Source organism: Conyzicola nivalis (assembly GCF_014639655.1).
In the GTDB taxonomy this organism is placed as follows: Bacteria; Actinomycetota; Actinomycetes; order Actinomycetales; family Microbacteriaceae; genus Conyzicola; species Conyzicola nivalis.
Window position 1 is genome coordinate 2,454,389 of record NZ_BMGB01000001.1, and the last position, 13,628, is coordinate 2,468,016.

General features: G+C 67.7%; 16 protein-coding genes. 13 read left to right on the forward strand and 3 right to left on the reverse strand.

Annotation, left to right across the window (positions count from 1 at the left end; genetic code table 11):
- The first annotated feature begins 61 nt into the window (after window positions 1–61).
- The 7 genes from rpsF (at window position 62) to IEV96_RS12250 (ending at window position 4,530) form a co-directional block, all read left to right on the forward strand.
- Window positions 62–466 (forward strand): 30S ribosomal protein S6, encoded by a 405-nt coding sequence (gene rpsF, locus IEV96_RS12220; protein ID WP_188510854.1) that lies wholly within the window; start codon window positions 62–64, stop codon window positions 464–466.
- Window positions 467–468: 2 nt separating this feature from the next.
- Complete coding sequence (locus IEV96_RS12225) at window positions 469–981, forward strand: single-stranded DNA-binding protein (protein ID WP_188510855.1); 513 nt, start codon at window positions 469–471, stop codon at window positions 979–981.
- 33 nt (window positions 982–1,014) lie between these two features.
- Window positions 1,015–1,278, forward strand: a complete 264-nt coding sequence (rpsR, locus tag IEV96_RS12230) for a 30S ribosomal protein S18 (RefSeq protein ID WP_184239658.1) — start codon at window positions 1,015–1,017, stop codon at window positions 1,276–1,278.
- Between the two features lie 11 nt (window positions 1,279–1,289).
- Window positions 1,290–1,742, forward strand: coding sequence for a 50S ribosomal protein L9 (rplI, locus tag IEV96_RS12235; protein WP_188510856.1), 453 nt, complete (start codon window positions 1,290–1,292; stop codon window positions 1,740–1,742).
- 439 nt (window positions 1,743–2,181) lie between these two features.
- Window positions 2,182–3,564 (forward strand): replicative DNA helicase, encoded by a 1,383-nt coding sequence (gene dnaB / locus IEV96_RS12240; RefSeq protein ID WP_188510857.1) that lies wholly within the window; start codon window positions 2,182–2,184, stop codon window positions 3,562–3,564.
- Between the two features lie 74 nt (window positions 3,565–3,638).
- Entirely contained in the window at window positions 3,639–4,283 is a 645-nt protein-coding gene (locus IEV96_RS12245) for a DUF308 domain-containing protein (RefSeq protein ID WP_229733283.1), read from the forward strand.
- Window position 4,284: 1 nt separating this feature from the next.
- Window positions 4,285–4,530, forward strand: coding sequence for a hypothetical protein (locus IEV96_RS12250; protein WP_188510858.1), 246 nt, complete (start codon window positions 4,285–4,287; stop codon window positions 4,528–4,530).
- Between the two features lie 256 nt (window positions 4,531–4,786).
- Here IEV96_RS12250 and purB read toward each other — a convergent pair whose 3' ends face one another.
- Together purB and IEV96_RS12260 are read right to left on the reverse strand one after the other, a co-directional pair.
- Window positions 4,787–6,172, reverse strand: coding sequence for an adenylosuccinate lyase (gene purB, locus IEV96_RS12255; protein WP_188510859.1), 1,386 nt, complete (start codon window positions 6,170–6,172; stop codon window positions 4,787–4,789).
- On the reverse strand, window positions 6,169–6,690 hold the full coding sequence (locus tag IEV96_RS12260; protein ID WP_188510860.1) for a low molecular weight protein-tyrosine-phosphatase: 522 nt from the start codon (window positions 6,688–6,690) through the stop codon (window positions 6,169–6,171). The genes purB and IEV96_RS12260 overlap by 4 nt, the downstream gene beginning before the upstream one ends.
- Window positions 6,691–6,802: 112 nt before the next feature.
- On the opposite strand from IEV96_RS12260, the gene IEV96_RS12265 reads away from it, so the two are divergent.
- Window positions 6,803–7,087: a hypothetical protein gene (locus IEV96_RS12265; protein ID WP_188510861.1), complete on the forward strand. Its 285-nt coding sequence runs from the start codon at window positions 6,803–6,805 to the stop codon at window positions 7,085–7,087.
- The gene (locus tag IEV96_RS12270) at window positions 7,080–8,546 is read left to right on the forward strand and encodes a hypothetical protein (protein WP_188510862.1); all 1,467 of its coding nucleotides are present in this window, start codon (window positions 7,080–7,082) and stop codon (window positions 8,544–8,546) included. Before IEV96_RS12265 ends, IEV96_RS12270 begins: the two co-directional genes overlap by 8 nt.
- A 1-nt stretch (window position 8,547) precedes the next feature.
- Here the strand turns inward: IEV96_RS12270 and IEV96_RS12275 are convergent, their stop codons facing one another.
- Entirely contained in the window at window positions 8,548–8,955 is a 408-nt protein-coding gene (locus IEV96_RS12275; protein WP_188510863.1) for a phage holin family protein, read from the reverse strand.
- A gap of 10 nt (window positions 8,956–8,965) precedes the next feature.
- On the opposite strand from IEV96_RS12275, the gene IEV96_RS12280 reads away from it, so the two are divergent.
- Genes IEV96_RS12280 through IEV96_RS12295 form a run of 4 tightly spaced genes read left to right on the forward strand, consistent with a single transcriptional unit; the run spans window position 8,966 to window position 13,603 of the window.
- Complete coding sequence (locus tag IEV96_RS12280; protein ID WP_188511250.1) at window positions 8,966–10,087, forward strand: histidinol-phosphate transaminase; 1,122 nt, start codon at window positions 8,966–8,968, stop codon at window positions 10,085–10,087.
- Between the two features lie 19 nt (window positions 10,088–10,106).
- Window positions 10,107–11,219 (forward strand): thiamine pyrophosphate-dependent dehydrogenase E1 component subunit alpha, encoded by a 1,113-nt coding sequence (locus IEV96_RS12285; protein ID WP_188510864.1) that lies wholly within the window; start codon window positions 10,107–10,109, stop codon window positions 11,217–11,219.
- Entirely contained in the window at window positions 11,216–12,226 is a 1,011-nt protein-coding gene (locus IEV96_RS12290; protein ID WP_229733285.1) for an alpha-ketoacid dehydrogenase subunit beta, read from the forward strand. The genes IEV96_RS12285 and IEV96_RS12290 overlap by 4 nt, the downstream gene beginning before the upstream one ends.
- A gap of 12 nt (window positions 12,227–12,238) precedes the next feature.
- A complete protein-coding gene (locus tag IEV96_RS12295) occupies window positions 12,239–13,603 on the forward strand; it encodes a dihydrolipoamide acetyltransferase family protein (protein WP_188510865.1) in 1,365 nt (454 codons plus the stop codon).
- Window positions 13,604–13,628: the final 25 nt, after the last annotated feature.

The window sequence follows — 13,628 nt, forward strand, 5'->3', positions numbered from 1 at the left end:
CACGTCAACACCCTCCTGCCACAGATCGTCTGTGGCCGTAAAGTCCGAAGGAGGTGGGTTAGTGACGAATCAGTACGAACTCATGGTCATCCTCGATCCAGAGATCGACGAGCGCACCGTAGCTCCCAGTCTCGACAAGTTCCTCAACGTCATCCGCAACGATGGTGGATCTATCGACAAGGTAGATGTTTGGGGCCGTCGTCGTCTCGCTTACGAGATCAACAAGAAGGCCGAAGGCATCTACGCCGTCGTCAACTTCACTGCATCCCCCGCAGCGACGACCGAGCTCGACCGCCAGCTTTCGCTCAGCGAAGCAGTCATGCGCACCAAGGTGCTGCGTGCCGAAGAGGGCTTCGCCCAGGTCGCTGCAGCCAAGAAGGCTTCTGACGAGAAGGCCGCCCGCAAGGCAGCCGCGCCGTCGAAGGCCCCCGAGGCCAAGCCCGACGCAACCGCCGCCGCCGAGTAATCATGGCCGGCGAAACCATAATCACGGTTGTTGGCAACCTCACCGGAGACCCCGAACTGCGTTACACGCAGAACGGACTCGCGGTTGCCAACTTCACGATCGCTTCGACGCCGCGCAATTTCGATCGCGCGACCAACGACTGGAAAGACGGAGACGCTCTGTTCCTGCGCGCAAGCGTATGGCGCGAGTTCGCCGAGCACGTCGCGGGATCCCTCACCAAGGGTTCGCGCGTCATCGCTACCGGTCGCCTGAAGCAGCGTTCGTATGAAACCAAGGAAGGCGAGAAGCGCACGAGCATCGAGCTCGAGGTCGATGAAATCGGCCCGTCGCTTCGTTACGCCACCGCCCAGGTGACCCGTGCAGCTTCATCCCGCGAAGGTGGCGGAGGAGCACGTGGTGGATCACAGCAGAGCCAGGTAGCCGAAGAGCCGTGGGCCGCTAGCGCGCCCGCAGCCGAGGCAGCCGGCGACGTGTGGAACACGCCGGGCAACTACACAGACGAAACGCCCTTCTAGGCGCTCATTACTTTTTAGGAAAGAAGAAAACCCATGGCTGGAAAGAGCAGCGGCGATCGCCGCAAGCCAATCCGCAAGGGCAAGGACGGCAAGAACGCCGCTCCTGCCAAGTCGATCCGCGTTGGCGTCATCGACTACAAGGATGTCGCAACCCTTCGTAAGTTCATTTCCGATCGCGGAAAGATCCGTGCTCGTCGCATCACCGGTGTCTCCGTCCAGGAGCAGCGCCTCATCGCCCGTGCCGTCAAGAACGCGCGCGAGATGGCACTGCTTCCCTACGCCGGCTCAGGCCGTTAAGGAGCATTGATATGTCCAAGTTGATCCTCACGCACGAGGTCACCGGCCTCGGTGCCCCCGGAGACGTCGTCGACGTCAAGAACGGTTTCGCTCGCAACTACCTCATCCCCCAGGGCTTCGCCGTGGCGTGGACCCGTGGTGGAGAGAAGCAGATCGATTCCATCAAGGCAGCCCGCTCTGCCCGCGAGCACGCCACCCTCGAAGAGGCGCTCGACCTGAAGGCCCGCCTTCAGGCAACGACCGTCACCCTCACGGTCAAGACCGGAGACGGTGGCCGCCTGTTCGGTTCCGTCAAGACGTCTGACATCGCCGACGCTGTGGCCGCTGCCGGCCTCGGCGGCGTCGACAAGCGCAAGATCGAGCTCTCCGCTCCGATCAAGGTGACGGGCACCCACGAGGCGACAGTCCGCCTTCGTGACGACCTCGTCGCCACCATCACGTTGAATGTGGTCAGCGCGAAATAGCTTCACCTCAAGAGGTGGTTGTCGCGGCCGGAAGGCCCGCGGCAACCACCTTTTTTGCGCCCGAAGTCAAGAGCTTTGTGCACAGGGCGCGAGAATTTAACACAACCTTCAACGTCTACTGTAAACATGTTTCTACACACACCATGTGAAAAGATAAACAGCTGATCAGAGGCCATTTAGCAGAATAAATTGATTAGTTACTAACAGTTCGTTCCACAGGTTGCACACACAACTTCCGGCGTTTCCCGTCCTGATTCCACAGGGTTGTCCACAGGGATGTTTTGCGGCCCGACTGACACCTCCATATCGTGAGGTCCGGGTGGAAGACGCCCGTCGGGCTGAGGGGAGCCCGGGTGGATAACCGGACGCGCCGGGCTGGATGCGCGATTGTCGGAAGCCACCGCTAGAACTAGAAGCAACACCACGATTGGGAGCTCACGTGTCTATTGCACACCTCGGACTAGCCGGCGATACCGGCCGGAGCGACACCCGTGGCGGCGACCGTGACAGGGTCCCCCCGCACGACCTGCTCGCCGAACAGAGCGCCATCGGCGGCATGCTGCTCAGCAAAGACGCGGTGGCAGACGTAGTAGAGGTCGTCCGAGGGGTCGACTTCTACATTCCCAAGCACGAGATCATCTTCGACGCGATCCTCTCGCTCTACTCCCACGGCGAGCCCACCGACGTCATCGCGGTCACCGACGAACTGACCAAGACGGGCGAACTGCAGCGGGCCGGCGGCGCCGAGTACCTGCACACGCTCACCGGGCTCGTGCCGACCGCGGCCAACGCCGGCTTCTACTCGATGATCGTCACCGAGAAGGCCGTGCTGAGACGCCTCGTCGAGGCCGGCACCCGCATCGTGCAGATGGGATACGCGAGTGAGGGCGAGGTCGTCGACCTCGTCAACAACGCCCAGGCCGAGATCTACGCGGTCAACGGCGGAGTCGAGACCGAAGACTACGTGCCGCTTTCCGACGCCGTCACCGCGGCCGTCGACGAGATCGAGGCGGCCAAGGGGCGCGACGGCCAGATGATCGGTGTGCCCACCGGATTCGCCCAGCTCGACGCTCTCACCAACGGCTTGCACCCGGGCCAGATGATCATTCTCGCCGCCCGCCCCGCCATCGGTAAGTCCACGCTCGCGCTCGACTTCGCACGGGCGGCCGCCATTCACAACGACATGCCCGTGGTGGTCTTCTCGCTCGAAATGGGACGCAGTGAGATCGCCATGCGCCTACTGTCGGCCGAGGCATCCGTACCCCTGCAGTCCATGCGCAAGGGAACCGTGCACTCGCAGGACTGGACCACGATCGCCCAGACCCGGGGCCGCATCAACGACGCTCCGCTCTACATCGACGACTCCCCCAACATGACGCTCGTCGAGATCCGCGCCAAGTGCCGCCGACTCAAGCAACGCGTCGGCCTGAAGATGGTCATCATCGACTACCTGCAGCTCATGACCAGCGGTAAGAAGGTCGAGTCGCGCCAGCAAGAGGTCTCGGAGTTCTCGCGTGCGCTCAAGCTGCTCGCGAAAGAGATCGGCGTGCCGGTCATCGCCATCAGCCAGCTGAACCGTGGACCCGAGCAGCGTGCAGACAAGAAGCCCGCGCTTTCCGACCTGCGCGAGTCGGGTTCGCTCGAGCAAGACGCCGACATGGTGATCCTGCTGCACCGCGAAAGCGCCTACGAAAAAGACAGCCCCCGCGCCGGCGAGGCCGACCTGATCATCGCGAAGCACCGCAACGGCCCCACCGACACGCTCACCATCGGCTTCCACGGCCACTTCTCGCGCTTCGTCGACCTGCCGCCGGGGGCCTGACCCGCGGCACACAGATACGCCGCTGTCGCGTGGCGTAAAGTTGCCTATGAGCCAGTCGGAAAGAGGTCGCTCCCGTGTCTTCCCCTGACGACAAGCACGACAAGCAGGTGTACGCCGGCCGCTACTGGCCGTGGGTGCTGTTGCGTGCGCTCCCGGCGATCGTCGTCGCCGTCGTCATCACCTTCAGCCAGGACCACTCTGCCCGCCTCGGGTTCGCGATGTTCGGCGTGCTGGCCCTCCTTGGAAGCGCCGCCGTGCTGCTGGGCGCCCTGCGCGCCCTCGAGCCGGGCATCGCGCGCTGGTGCTTCGTCGTGCAGGGTCTTCTCGGCATCGTCCTCGGAGCGATCGCGCTCTTCTCCGGCTCGGCCGGGCTGCCGTTCCTCGTTTTCCTGGTGAGCGCCTTCGCCGTGCTCACCGGTTTCCTCGAGCTGTACAGCGGGCTGCGCGCGCGGGGCCGCGACGACTCGGCGCGCGACTGGTTGTTCGCCGGTGCGCTCACGGTCGTCCTCGGTGTCGTCGCGCTCGTCGTGCCGCCCGACTACAACCAGCCCTTCACCGGCCCCGACGGCGTCGAACGCGCCCTCACGGCCTCGATCATCCTCGTCGGGATCCTCGGCGCCTACGCCGCCATCCTCGGCGTCTTCCTTGTTATAGCCGGGCTCAGCCTCAAGTGGGCTCCCCGGGCGGTGGCGGCTACAGCCGCGGAAAGCGGCAGTTAAAGTGGTAAAGCCCAGCAGAAAAGACCGCACGAAGCCGGTCGAGCTCCTCGTCTTGTCGGGCGTCATGGCCGTGTTCACGGGACTTATCGCGCTGATGTCGACGCGCGACATCGTGCTCTCGCTCATCTTCTTCGGCATCGCGTTCGTCGTGGTGCTCGTGGTGCTCGCGATGCTCGTGCTCGCGGTGCGCCCCGACGGCGACGAGCTGATCGACCTCGACGAGCAGAACCACCCCGAGGGCCACTAGCTCTCCCGCCGGTTCTCGCAACTATCCGGCCGGCCGCCAAGTTCGGCATTCAGGACGAACAGCCTCCGCGTGGTGCGCGGGCGCCGGAAACTCGCGGGCGGCGCGTCGCACCGGGCCATCCGTCCTGAATCACGAACGCGCGGTCTCGCAACTCAGGCAGAATCGCGGATGCCACGGGGCGCGCTCCGGGGGATCCCCCGGAAACCGGCCCCGCGGCATCCGCGGATTTTTTCTGCCTGAGTTGCGAGAGGGGGAGCTAGTTCTCGATGAAGCCGACGAGGGCGCTGGCCAGTCCCGCGTAGCCCGCGGGGGTCAGCGTGCGCAAGCGGTCCTTGGCGTCCTGGCCGATGTCGAGGGCGTCGATGAACTCGACGAGCTCGGTCTGGCCGATGCGGCGCCCGCGGGTGAGCTCCTTGAGCATCGCGTAGGGGTCGCTGATCGACGAGCGGCCGGCCGTGATCTCGGCGCGGATGACGGTCTGGATGGCCTCGCCGAGGATCTCCCAGTTGCCGTCGAGGTCGGCGGCCAGCGTCTCGGTGTCGATGCTGAACTCGCTCAGGCCGCGGCCGAGGTTGTCCATGGCGAGCATCGAGTGGCCGATCGCGACGCCCACGTTGCGCTGCGTCGTGGAGTCGGTGAGGTCGCGCTGCAGGCGCGAGGTGACCAGGGTCTGCGACAGCGACTCGAGCAGGGCGCTCGACAGCTCGAGATTCGCCTCGGCGTTCTCGAAGCGGATCGGGTTGATCTTGTGCGGCATGGTGGATGATCCGGTGGCGCCGGCCTGCGGGATCTGGGTGAAATAGCCCATCGAGATGTAGGTCCAGATGTCGGTGCACAGGTTGTGCAGCACCCGGTTGGCGTGGCTCATGCGCTGGTAGAGCTCGGCCTGCCAGTCGTGCGACTCGATCTGGGTGGTGAGCGGGTTCCAGTCGAGGCCGAGGCCGGTGACGAACTCGCGCGAGATGGCCGGCCAGTCCTGACCGGCGTCGGCGGCCACGTGCGCGGCGAAAGTGCCGGTGGCGCCGCTGAACTTGCCGAGGTACTCGGTGCCCTCGGTCTGGGCGAAGATGCGCTCGAGGCGGTAGACGAAGACGGCGAACTCCTTGCCGACCGTCGTCGGGGTGGCGGGCTGCCCGTGCGTGTGGGCGAGCATCGGTACGTCGCGGTGCTCGACCGACAGTTCGCGCAGCTTCTCGATGATGCCGGCGAGCCGGGGCATCCAGACCTCGCGCACGGCCGAGCCGATCGTGAGCGCGTACGACAGGTTGTTGATGTCTTCGCTCGTGCAGGCGAAGTGGGTGAGTTCGGCGACGTCGTTCAGGCCGAGGTCGGCGAGCTTGTGGCGGACGAGGTACTCGACGGCCTTCACGTCGTGGCGTGTGGTGGCCTCGAGGGTCGCCAGCTCGTCGATCTCGGGCTGGCCGAAGTCGGCGGCCAGCGCCCGCAGCGAGCGGGCCTCCTCGAGCGTGAGGCGGCGCGAGCCGAAGAGCTCGTGGTCGGTGAGGTAGAGCAGCCACTCGACCTCGACGTGCACGCGCGCGCGGTTCAGCCCGGCTTCGGAGAGGAACTCACCGAGACCCGTGACGGAGGCCTTGTAGCGGCCGTCGAGCGGGCTGAGGGGTTGTTCTGGCAGTGGACTCATTTGACACCCTGAATTCCTGGTTTGATCTGGCGGAAAAGCGCCGAGCTCGCGTGTTCGATCGAGGCGAGGACCTGGTCGAAGAACGCGGCGTCGGAGTAGTACGGGTCGGGCACGTCGAGCTGGCTCGACTGGTCTTTGTCGAAGGAGAGCAGCAGCTGCACCTTCGACCGGTCGTGGTCGGTCGACGCCCACGCCTTGAGAATCCGCTCCTGGCTGTGGTCGAAGACGACGACGAGGTCGAGTTCGCCGAACCAGTCGGGGTTGAACTGCTTGGCGCGGTGTTGCGAGCCGTCGTAACCGCGGCCGGCCAGCGCGTCGAGGGTGCGTTCGTCCGAGCGCTCCCCCACGTGCCAGTCGCCGGTTCCGGCCGACATCACCGCGATGCGGCCCTCGAGGCCCGACTTCTTGATGAGGTCGGTGAACACGACCTCGGCCATCGGCGAGCGGCAGATGTTGCCGGTGCACACGAAACAGAGCCTGAAGAGCGCCGACTCGTCGAAGATGCGCTCGAAACTCATGCGCCCATTGTCGCGTAGATTCCCCTCCCCCACAGCGCGGAGAAGAGGGGCGGATGCCACGGACCGTTCTCTCCCGGCCGGGGCGGCCCTGCCGACCACCGAGTATGTACCCGTGATCCTCGATTCCGCGTCGCTCCTCGACCCCGCGCAGCTCGAGGCGCGCCACGCGCTCTCGGCCCAGCTCGCCACTCTCGCGCGCGCGCTGGCCCAGCTCGAGCGGGCCCGCGCCGGGGTGCCGCCGGGAGCCCCGAGCGACCGGTGGCGCGGTCCCGCCCAGTCGGCCTACGGCTCGAGCGTGCGCCAGCTGGGGGCGCAGCTCGACCAGGCGATCGACGCCGTCCGTTCGGCGAAGCGGTGCACGGCGCGCGCCCTCGCGACTATGGCGTCCCGTGGCTGAGGGGCGCGCGCTCGACCGGCCCTCCGACGCGATCATCGTCTCGGGCGGCGGCTCGGTGGCGGTCGCGAGCGATGCGCTCTTCGCCGACGCCCAGGCGCTCGAGGGCGTGTACGACGAGCTGCGCCGCGCGGCCGCCGGGCTCGCGGCGGCCGACACGGCGCTCGGCGACCGCCTGCTGCGGCGGGCCGACGCACCGCTCAGCGCCCTCGACGCCGAGCGGGAGATCGCCCGCTCCCTCGAGCTCGTCGCGGCCTCGGGCCAGCGGGCGTCGGCTCTCGCCTTCGTGCTCCGCGCCTCGGCCCACAGTTACGGGCTGGCCGACGACGCCGCAGCGAGGCTCGCCCAGCAGCTCGCGGCCGGCCTCGGCTATTCGATCGGCCGCCTGCTGCCGCTCGCCGTGGCGCTCATCGCACCGGCGCTGCCGTCGGTGCTCGGCGCACTGCTGGTCGCGTCGCTCATCGCGCCCAAGCAGGTCGCGGCGCTACCCGGTGCGCTCGGCACGTGGCTCGCCGACAACAACCGGCTGCTCACCAACCCGGTGACCGTGGCGCTCGTGCGCGCCGCAGTGATGAGCGTCGACGACGTGATCGGCGGGGCGCTCGGGCTCCCGAGGGCCGCCGTGCAGGCGCTCGGCGACGAGGGCGCAGGGGTCGCTGGCATCGACACGTCGGCCGGTTTCTTCACGGTCGTCGGTGCGCCGTTCGGCCTGCTCGTCGAGACGGCGGTGGCGACGCGCGCGGCGGGGCGACGCGACATCCGGGCCCCGCAGGGTCTTGCCGAGCGCCTCGACCGCGTGCCGCAGCGCGTCGAGACGGCGGCCGGGGCGCGGGGCCAGCACATCCGCATCGAGCGCTACGAGTCGCCGGGCCGCCCCGACCGGTTCGCCGTCTACATCACCGGCACCGCCGACTTCTCGCCGCGCACGGGACCGGAGGCGTTCGACCTCACGAGCAATGTCGTCGGCATGACCGAACTGCCGGCCGGCTCGGTGCGCGCCGTGCACGACGCGATGCGGCAGGAGGGCGTGACGCCCGACTCCCCCGTGCAGTTCACCGGTTTCTCGCAGGGCGGGCTGGTGGCGGCGACGCTCGCGGCCTCGGGCGACTACAACACGCAGGGCGTCGTGACGGTCGGGGCGCCCACCGCCCAGGTCTCGTTCGGCAACGACTACCCGGCGGTGCTGCTCGAGCACACCGACGACATCGTGCCGGCACTCGGCGGCAACCGCATCGACGACGACCCCGTGCTCGTGCAGCGCGAGGCCTTCGCCGGCCGCGAGACACCGACGGGCGTCGCCGTGCCCTCGCACGACCGCGAGGAGTACCGCAGAACCGCCGAACTCGCCGACGGCGCGCGCAGCGAGCACCTCGTCGACGCGATCGCCGAACTCGACGACTTCGGCCGCGGCGCGACGACGGTCACGTCGACCACCTACGTCGCCGAGCGGGTGAGGAGGTGACCTAGCGGCGACCCCGGTCGGAGCCCATGAGCGGGCGCAGGAACACGCCGAGCACCCAGCCGATGAAGCCGAGCACCAGCGCGCCCAGAACGCCCCACCAGAAGCTCTCGACCACGAGGCCGAAGCCGAGCAGCGACGAGACCCACTGAACGATGAGCAACAGCAGCGCGTTCACGACCAGCGCGAGCAGTCCGAGGGTGAGCACGTACAGCGGGAATGCCACGATGCGGATGGTGTTGCCGATCACGGCATTCACCACGCCGAAGACGACGGCGACGATCAGGTAGGTCAGCACCGTCTCGAGGGTGCCCCCGGGCGGGAACGCGTTGACGCTGATTCCGCTCACGATGAGGGTCGTGAGCCAGAGTGCGATGGCGTTGATGATCAGTCGGACCAGGAAGCGTTGCATGGTGACCACTATGCACTGGCGGCTCGCGCGGTCGCAATTAGGCTTAGTCCTCGTGAACGCACCCAGAGTACGACTCCGCCCCGAGATCGAGGGCATGCAGCCCTACCGCCAGGGCAAGGCCGCTGCCGAAGACGCCTTCAAGCTCTCGTCGAACGAGAACCCGTTCGAGCCGATCCCCGCCGTGCTCGAGGCGATCGCGTCATCCAGCGTCAACCGCTACCCCGACGGCTCGGCCATCGCGCTGCGCACCGCGCTCGCCGACCACTACGCGCTCACCCCCGAGAACGTGCACGTCGGCGCCGGCTCGGCGTCGATCCTTAGCCAGCTCATCACCGCCGCGGCCGGCCCGGGCGACGAGGTCGTCTACTCCTGGCGCAGCTTCGAGGCCTACCCGGGCTTCGTGGCGGTCGCCGGCGCGACGAGCGTGCAGGTCCCGAACACCGCGGACCACCGCCACAACCTCGACGCCATGGCCGACGCCGTGACCGACCGCACGCGCGTCGTGATCGTCTGCAGCCCCAACAACCCGACCGGTTCGGTCGTCACGGCCGACGAGTTCACCGCGTTCATGGCGCAGATCCCCGAGACGGTACTCGTGCTGCTCGACGAGGCCTACATCGAGTTCGTGACGGATGACACGGCGGTACGAGGGCCGCAGCTGCTCGCCCACTATCCGAACCTGGTCGTGCTGCGCACGTTCTCGAAGGCCTACGGCCTCGCCGGCCTGCGTGTCGGCTACGCGCTCGGCGCCGAGTACGTGCTCGACGCGGCCCGCGCCACCACCATCCCGCTGTCGGTCATCGAGCCGGCGCAGCGCGCGGCCATCGTCTCGATCGAGCACCAGGCCGAACTGCTCGAGCGGGTGGCCGGCCTCTCCGTGCTGCGTGACACCATCTGGGCGGCGCTCGTCGAACAGGGCTGGGACGTTCCGAAGCCGCACGGCAACTTCGTCTGGCTGCCCACGGGCGACATCACGGCGTGGGCTGCGGACGTCTTCTCCGACAACGGGATCGTCGTGCGTGCGCTCGGAACCGACGGGGTGCGCATCAGCATCGGCGAGCACGAATCTGTCGAGAAACTCCTAAAGGCGTCGGAAGAGGTTGTGCGCAAGCTACGAACGGCCGAGGGCTAAGCCACGTTAGATTAGTCAAATGTCTTACACCGCCGCGACGGTCCAGCTGCTCTCCCCCGAGGGCGTACTCGTCGAAAGCGACGCGTCGGCTGAGTACCTTCCCTACATCGAAGCCCTCAGCGACGACCAGCTGCGCGAGTTCCACCGTCAGATGGTGGTGATCCGCCGGTTCGACCAGGAGGCGGCGAACCTCCAGCGTCAGGGCGAACTCGGCCTCTGGGTGCCGAGCCTCGGCCAGGAGGCCGCCCAGGTCGGTTCGGCGTTCGCGTCCAGGCCGCAGGACCACATCTTCCCCTCCTACCGGGAGCACGCCGTCGCCCGCATTCGCGGCGTCGACCTCGTCGGCATCATGGGCCTGCTGCGTGGCACGACCCACGGTGGTTGGAACCCGGCAGACACCAACTTCCACCTGTACACGCTCGTGCTCGGCTCGCACACGCTGCACGCCACGGGCCGCGCGATGGCGATGACCCTCGACGGCGCCACCGGCACCGGCAACCCCGAGACCGACGCGGCCGTCATGTCCTACTTCGGCGACGGCGCCTCGAGCCAGGGCGACGTCAGCGAGGCCTTCGTCTTCGCCGCGAGCTACCAGGCCCCCGTCGTCTTCTTCCTGCAGAACAACCACTGGGCCATCTCGGTGCCGGTCGAGATCCAGTCGCGCACGCCGCTCTACCTCCGGTCGAGCGGCTTCGGCATCCCCGGCGTGCAGATCGACGGCAACGACGTGCTCGCCGGCTTTGCGGTGACCAAGCAGAACCTCGACGCCGCGCGCGGCGGCGGGGGCCCGCGGTTCATCGAGGCGCTCACCTACCGCATGGGTGCGCACACGTCCTCCGACGATCCCACCAAGTACCGCCTCGACAGCGAGGTCGACTACTGGCTGCGGCGCGATCCGATCGCCCGGTACGAGACCTGGCTGCGTTCGCGCGGCGAGGGCGACGCCTTCTTCGCCGACGTCGCGACCGAAGCCGAGGATGTGGCCTCGGACATCCGCAAGCGCACGCTCGCCCTGGGCATCCCGTCGGTCGGAAAGATGTTCGACCACGTCTATTCCGAGCCGCATCCCGTCATCGAGGCACAGCAACGGTGGCTCGCCGAATACGAAGCATCTCTGGAGAACGACGGATGACCATCGTGAACCCCACCACCACCGCCGCCTCGGTCGAGACCATGCCGATGGCCAAGGCGCTCAACGCCGGCCTGCGCAAGGCGATGCACGACGACCCGAAGGTCTTGCTCATGGGCGAAGACATCGGTCCGCTCGGTGGCGTCTTCCGCATCACCGAGGGCCTGCTGGCCGAGTTCGGCAAGCGCCGGGTCATGGACACGCCGCTCGCCGAGTCCGGAATCATCGGCACGGCGATCGGCCTCGCGATGGGCGGCTACCGCCCCGTCGTCGAGATCCAGTTCGACGGCTTCATCTTCCCCGGCTTCGACCAGATCACCACGCAGCTGGCGAAGATGACGAACCGCCACGAGGGCCAGGTCACCATGCCTCTCGTGATCCGCGTGCCCTACGGCGGACACATCGGCGCCGTCGAGCATCACCAAGAGAGCCCGGAGGCGTACTTCGCGCACACCCCCGGACTTCGTGTGGTCAGCCCGAGCACGCCGCACGACGCCTACTGGATGATCCAGGAGGCGATCGCGAGCAACGACCCCGTGATGTTCTTCGAGCCCAAGGGCCGCTACTGGCCGAAGGGCGAGGTGAACCTCGCCGCCAACACGGCACCGCTGCACTCCAGCCGCGTCGTCCGCGAGGGCACCGAGGTCACGCTCGTCGGCCACGGCGCCATGGTCAACGTGCTGCTGAACGCCGCAGAACTGGCCGCCGAGGAGGGCACGAGCGTCGAGGTCATCGACCTGCGCTCGCTCTCCCCCATCGACTACGACCCCATCGTCGCGAGCGTGCAGAAGACCGGGCGAGTCGTCGTCGCCGCCGAGGCCCAGAGCTTCGCGTCGATCAGCAGCGAGATCGCCGCCACAATCACCGAGCGCGCGTTCTACTCTCTCGAGGCACCCGTGCTGCGGGTCGCCGGATTCGACACCCCGTTCCCGCCGGCGAAACTCGAGGACATCTTCCTCCCCGACGCCGACCGCGTGCTCGAGGCCGTCGACCGCGCAATGGCTTACTAAGAAACCAGGCTCATGAGCACTTTCGAATTCCTCCTCCCCGACGCGGGCGAGGGCCTCACCGAAGCCGAGATCGTCGAGTGGAAGGTCAAGCCCGGCGACGAGGTTGCGGTCAACCAGATCCTCGTCGAGATCGAGACGGCCAAGTCGCTCGTCGAGCTGCCGTCGCCGTTCGCGGGCACGGTCACCGAGCTGCTCGTCGAGCCCGGCCAGACGGTGGACGTCGGTACCGTCATCATCCGCGCCTCCGGTGGCGCGGGCGACGCGGAAACAGGCGCTGCGGATGTCGCGGCTCCCCCGACAACGGACGACGACGCCCTCGGCGCCGTAGCCGACACGGCCAGCAGCATCTCCAGCGAGACCGCGGCCGCCGAGAAGCCCGGCGCGGTACTCGTCGGCTACGGCAGCAAGGGCGGAGCGACGTCACGCCGCCGCCGTGGCGCGGCCGCCCCAGTCGCACCGTCCGCCCCGGCCACCGTGCCGTCTGCCCGCCCCGCGTCGGTGCCCGCTGCCGCGGCATCCGCAATCATCGCGAAGCCGCCGATCCGCAAGCTCGCGAAGGACCTCGGCGTCGTCCTCGCCGACGTCACGGCCACAGGTCTGGCCGGCGAGATCACCCGCGACGACGTCATCCGCAACGCCACCCAGGCGAGCCTCTTCCGCAACATCGAGACGCCCGAGTGGTCGCCCGAGCGCGAAGAGAAGATCCCCGTGAAGGGCGTGCGCAAGGCGATCGCCGCCGCGATGACGGAGAGCGCGTTCACCGCGCCGCACGTGAGCGTCTTCGTCGACATCGACGCGACCCGCACCATGGAGTTCGTGAAGCGGCTCAAGAACTCGCCGGACTTCGCGGGCATCCGCGTTTCGCCGCTGCTGATCGCGGCGAAGGCCGTCATCTGGGCCGTGCGCCGCAACCCGATGGTGAACGCCACCTTCACCCCCGCCGAGATCACGGTGCACCACTACGTGAACCTGGGTATCGCCGCGGTCACCCCGCGCGGACTCGTCGTGCCGAACGTGAAGGACGCCAACGAGCTCTCGCTGCGCGAACTGGCCGTGGCGCTCGAGCAGCTCACGCTCACCGCGCGCGACGGCAAGACGACCTCGGCCGACATGTCCAACGGCACGATCACGATCACGAACCTCGGCTCGTTCGGCATGGACACGGGAACACCGATCCTCAACCCCGGCGAGGTCGGCATCGTGGCGCTCGGAACGATCAAGCAGAAGCCGTGGGTCGTCGACGGCGAGGTGCGGCCGCGCATGGTCACGACCGTCGGTGGCAGCTTCGACCACCGCGTGGTCGACGGCGACGTGGTCAGCCGCTTCATCGCCGACGTCGCGAGCGTGCTCGAGGAGCCGGCGCTGCTGCTCGACTGACCCTCGTCCGGCGTGTGCCATACTG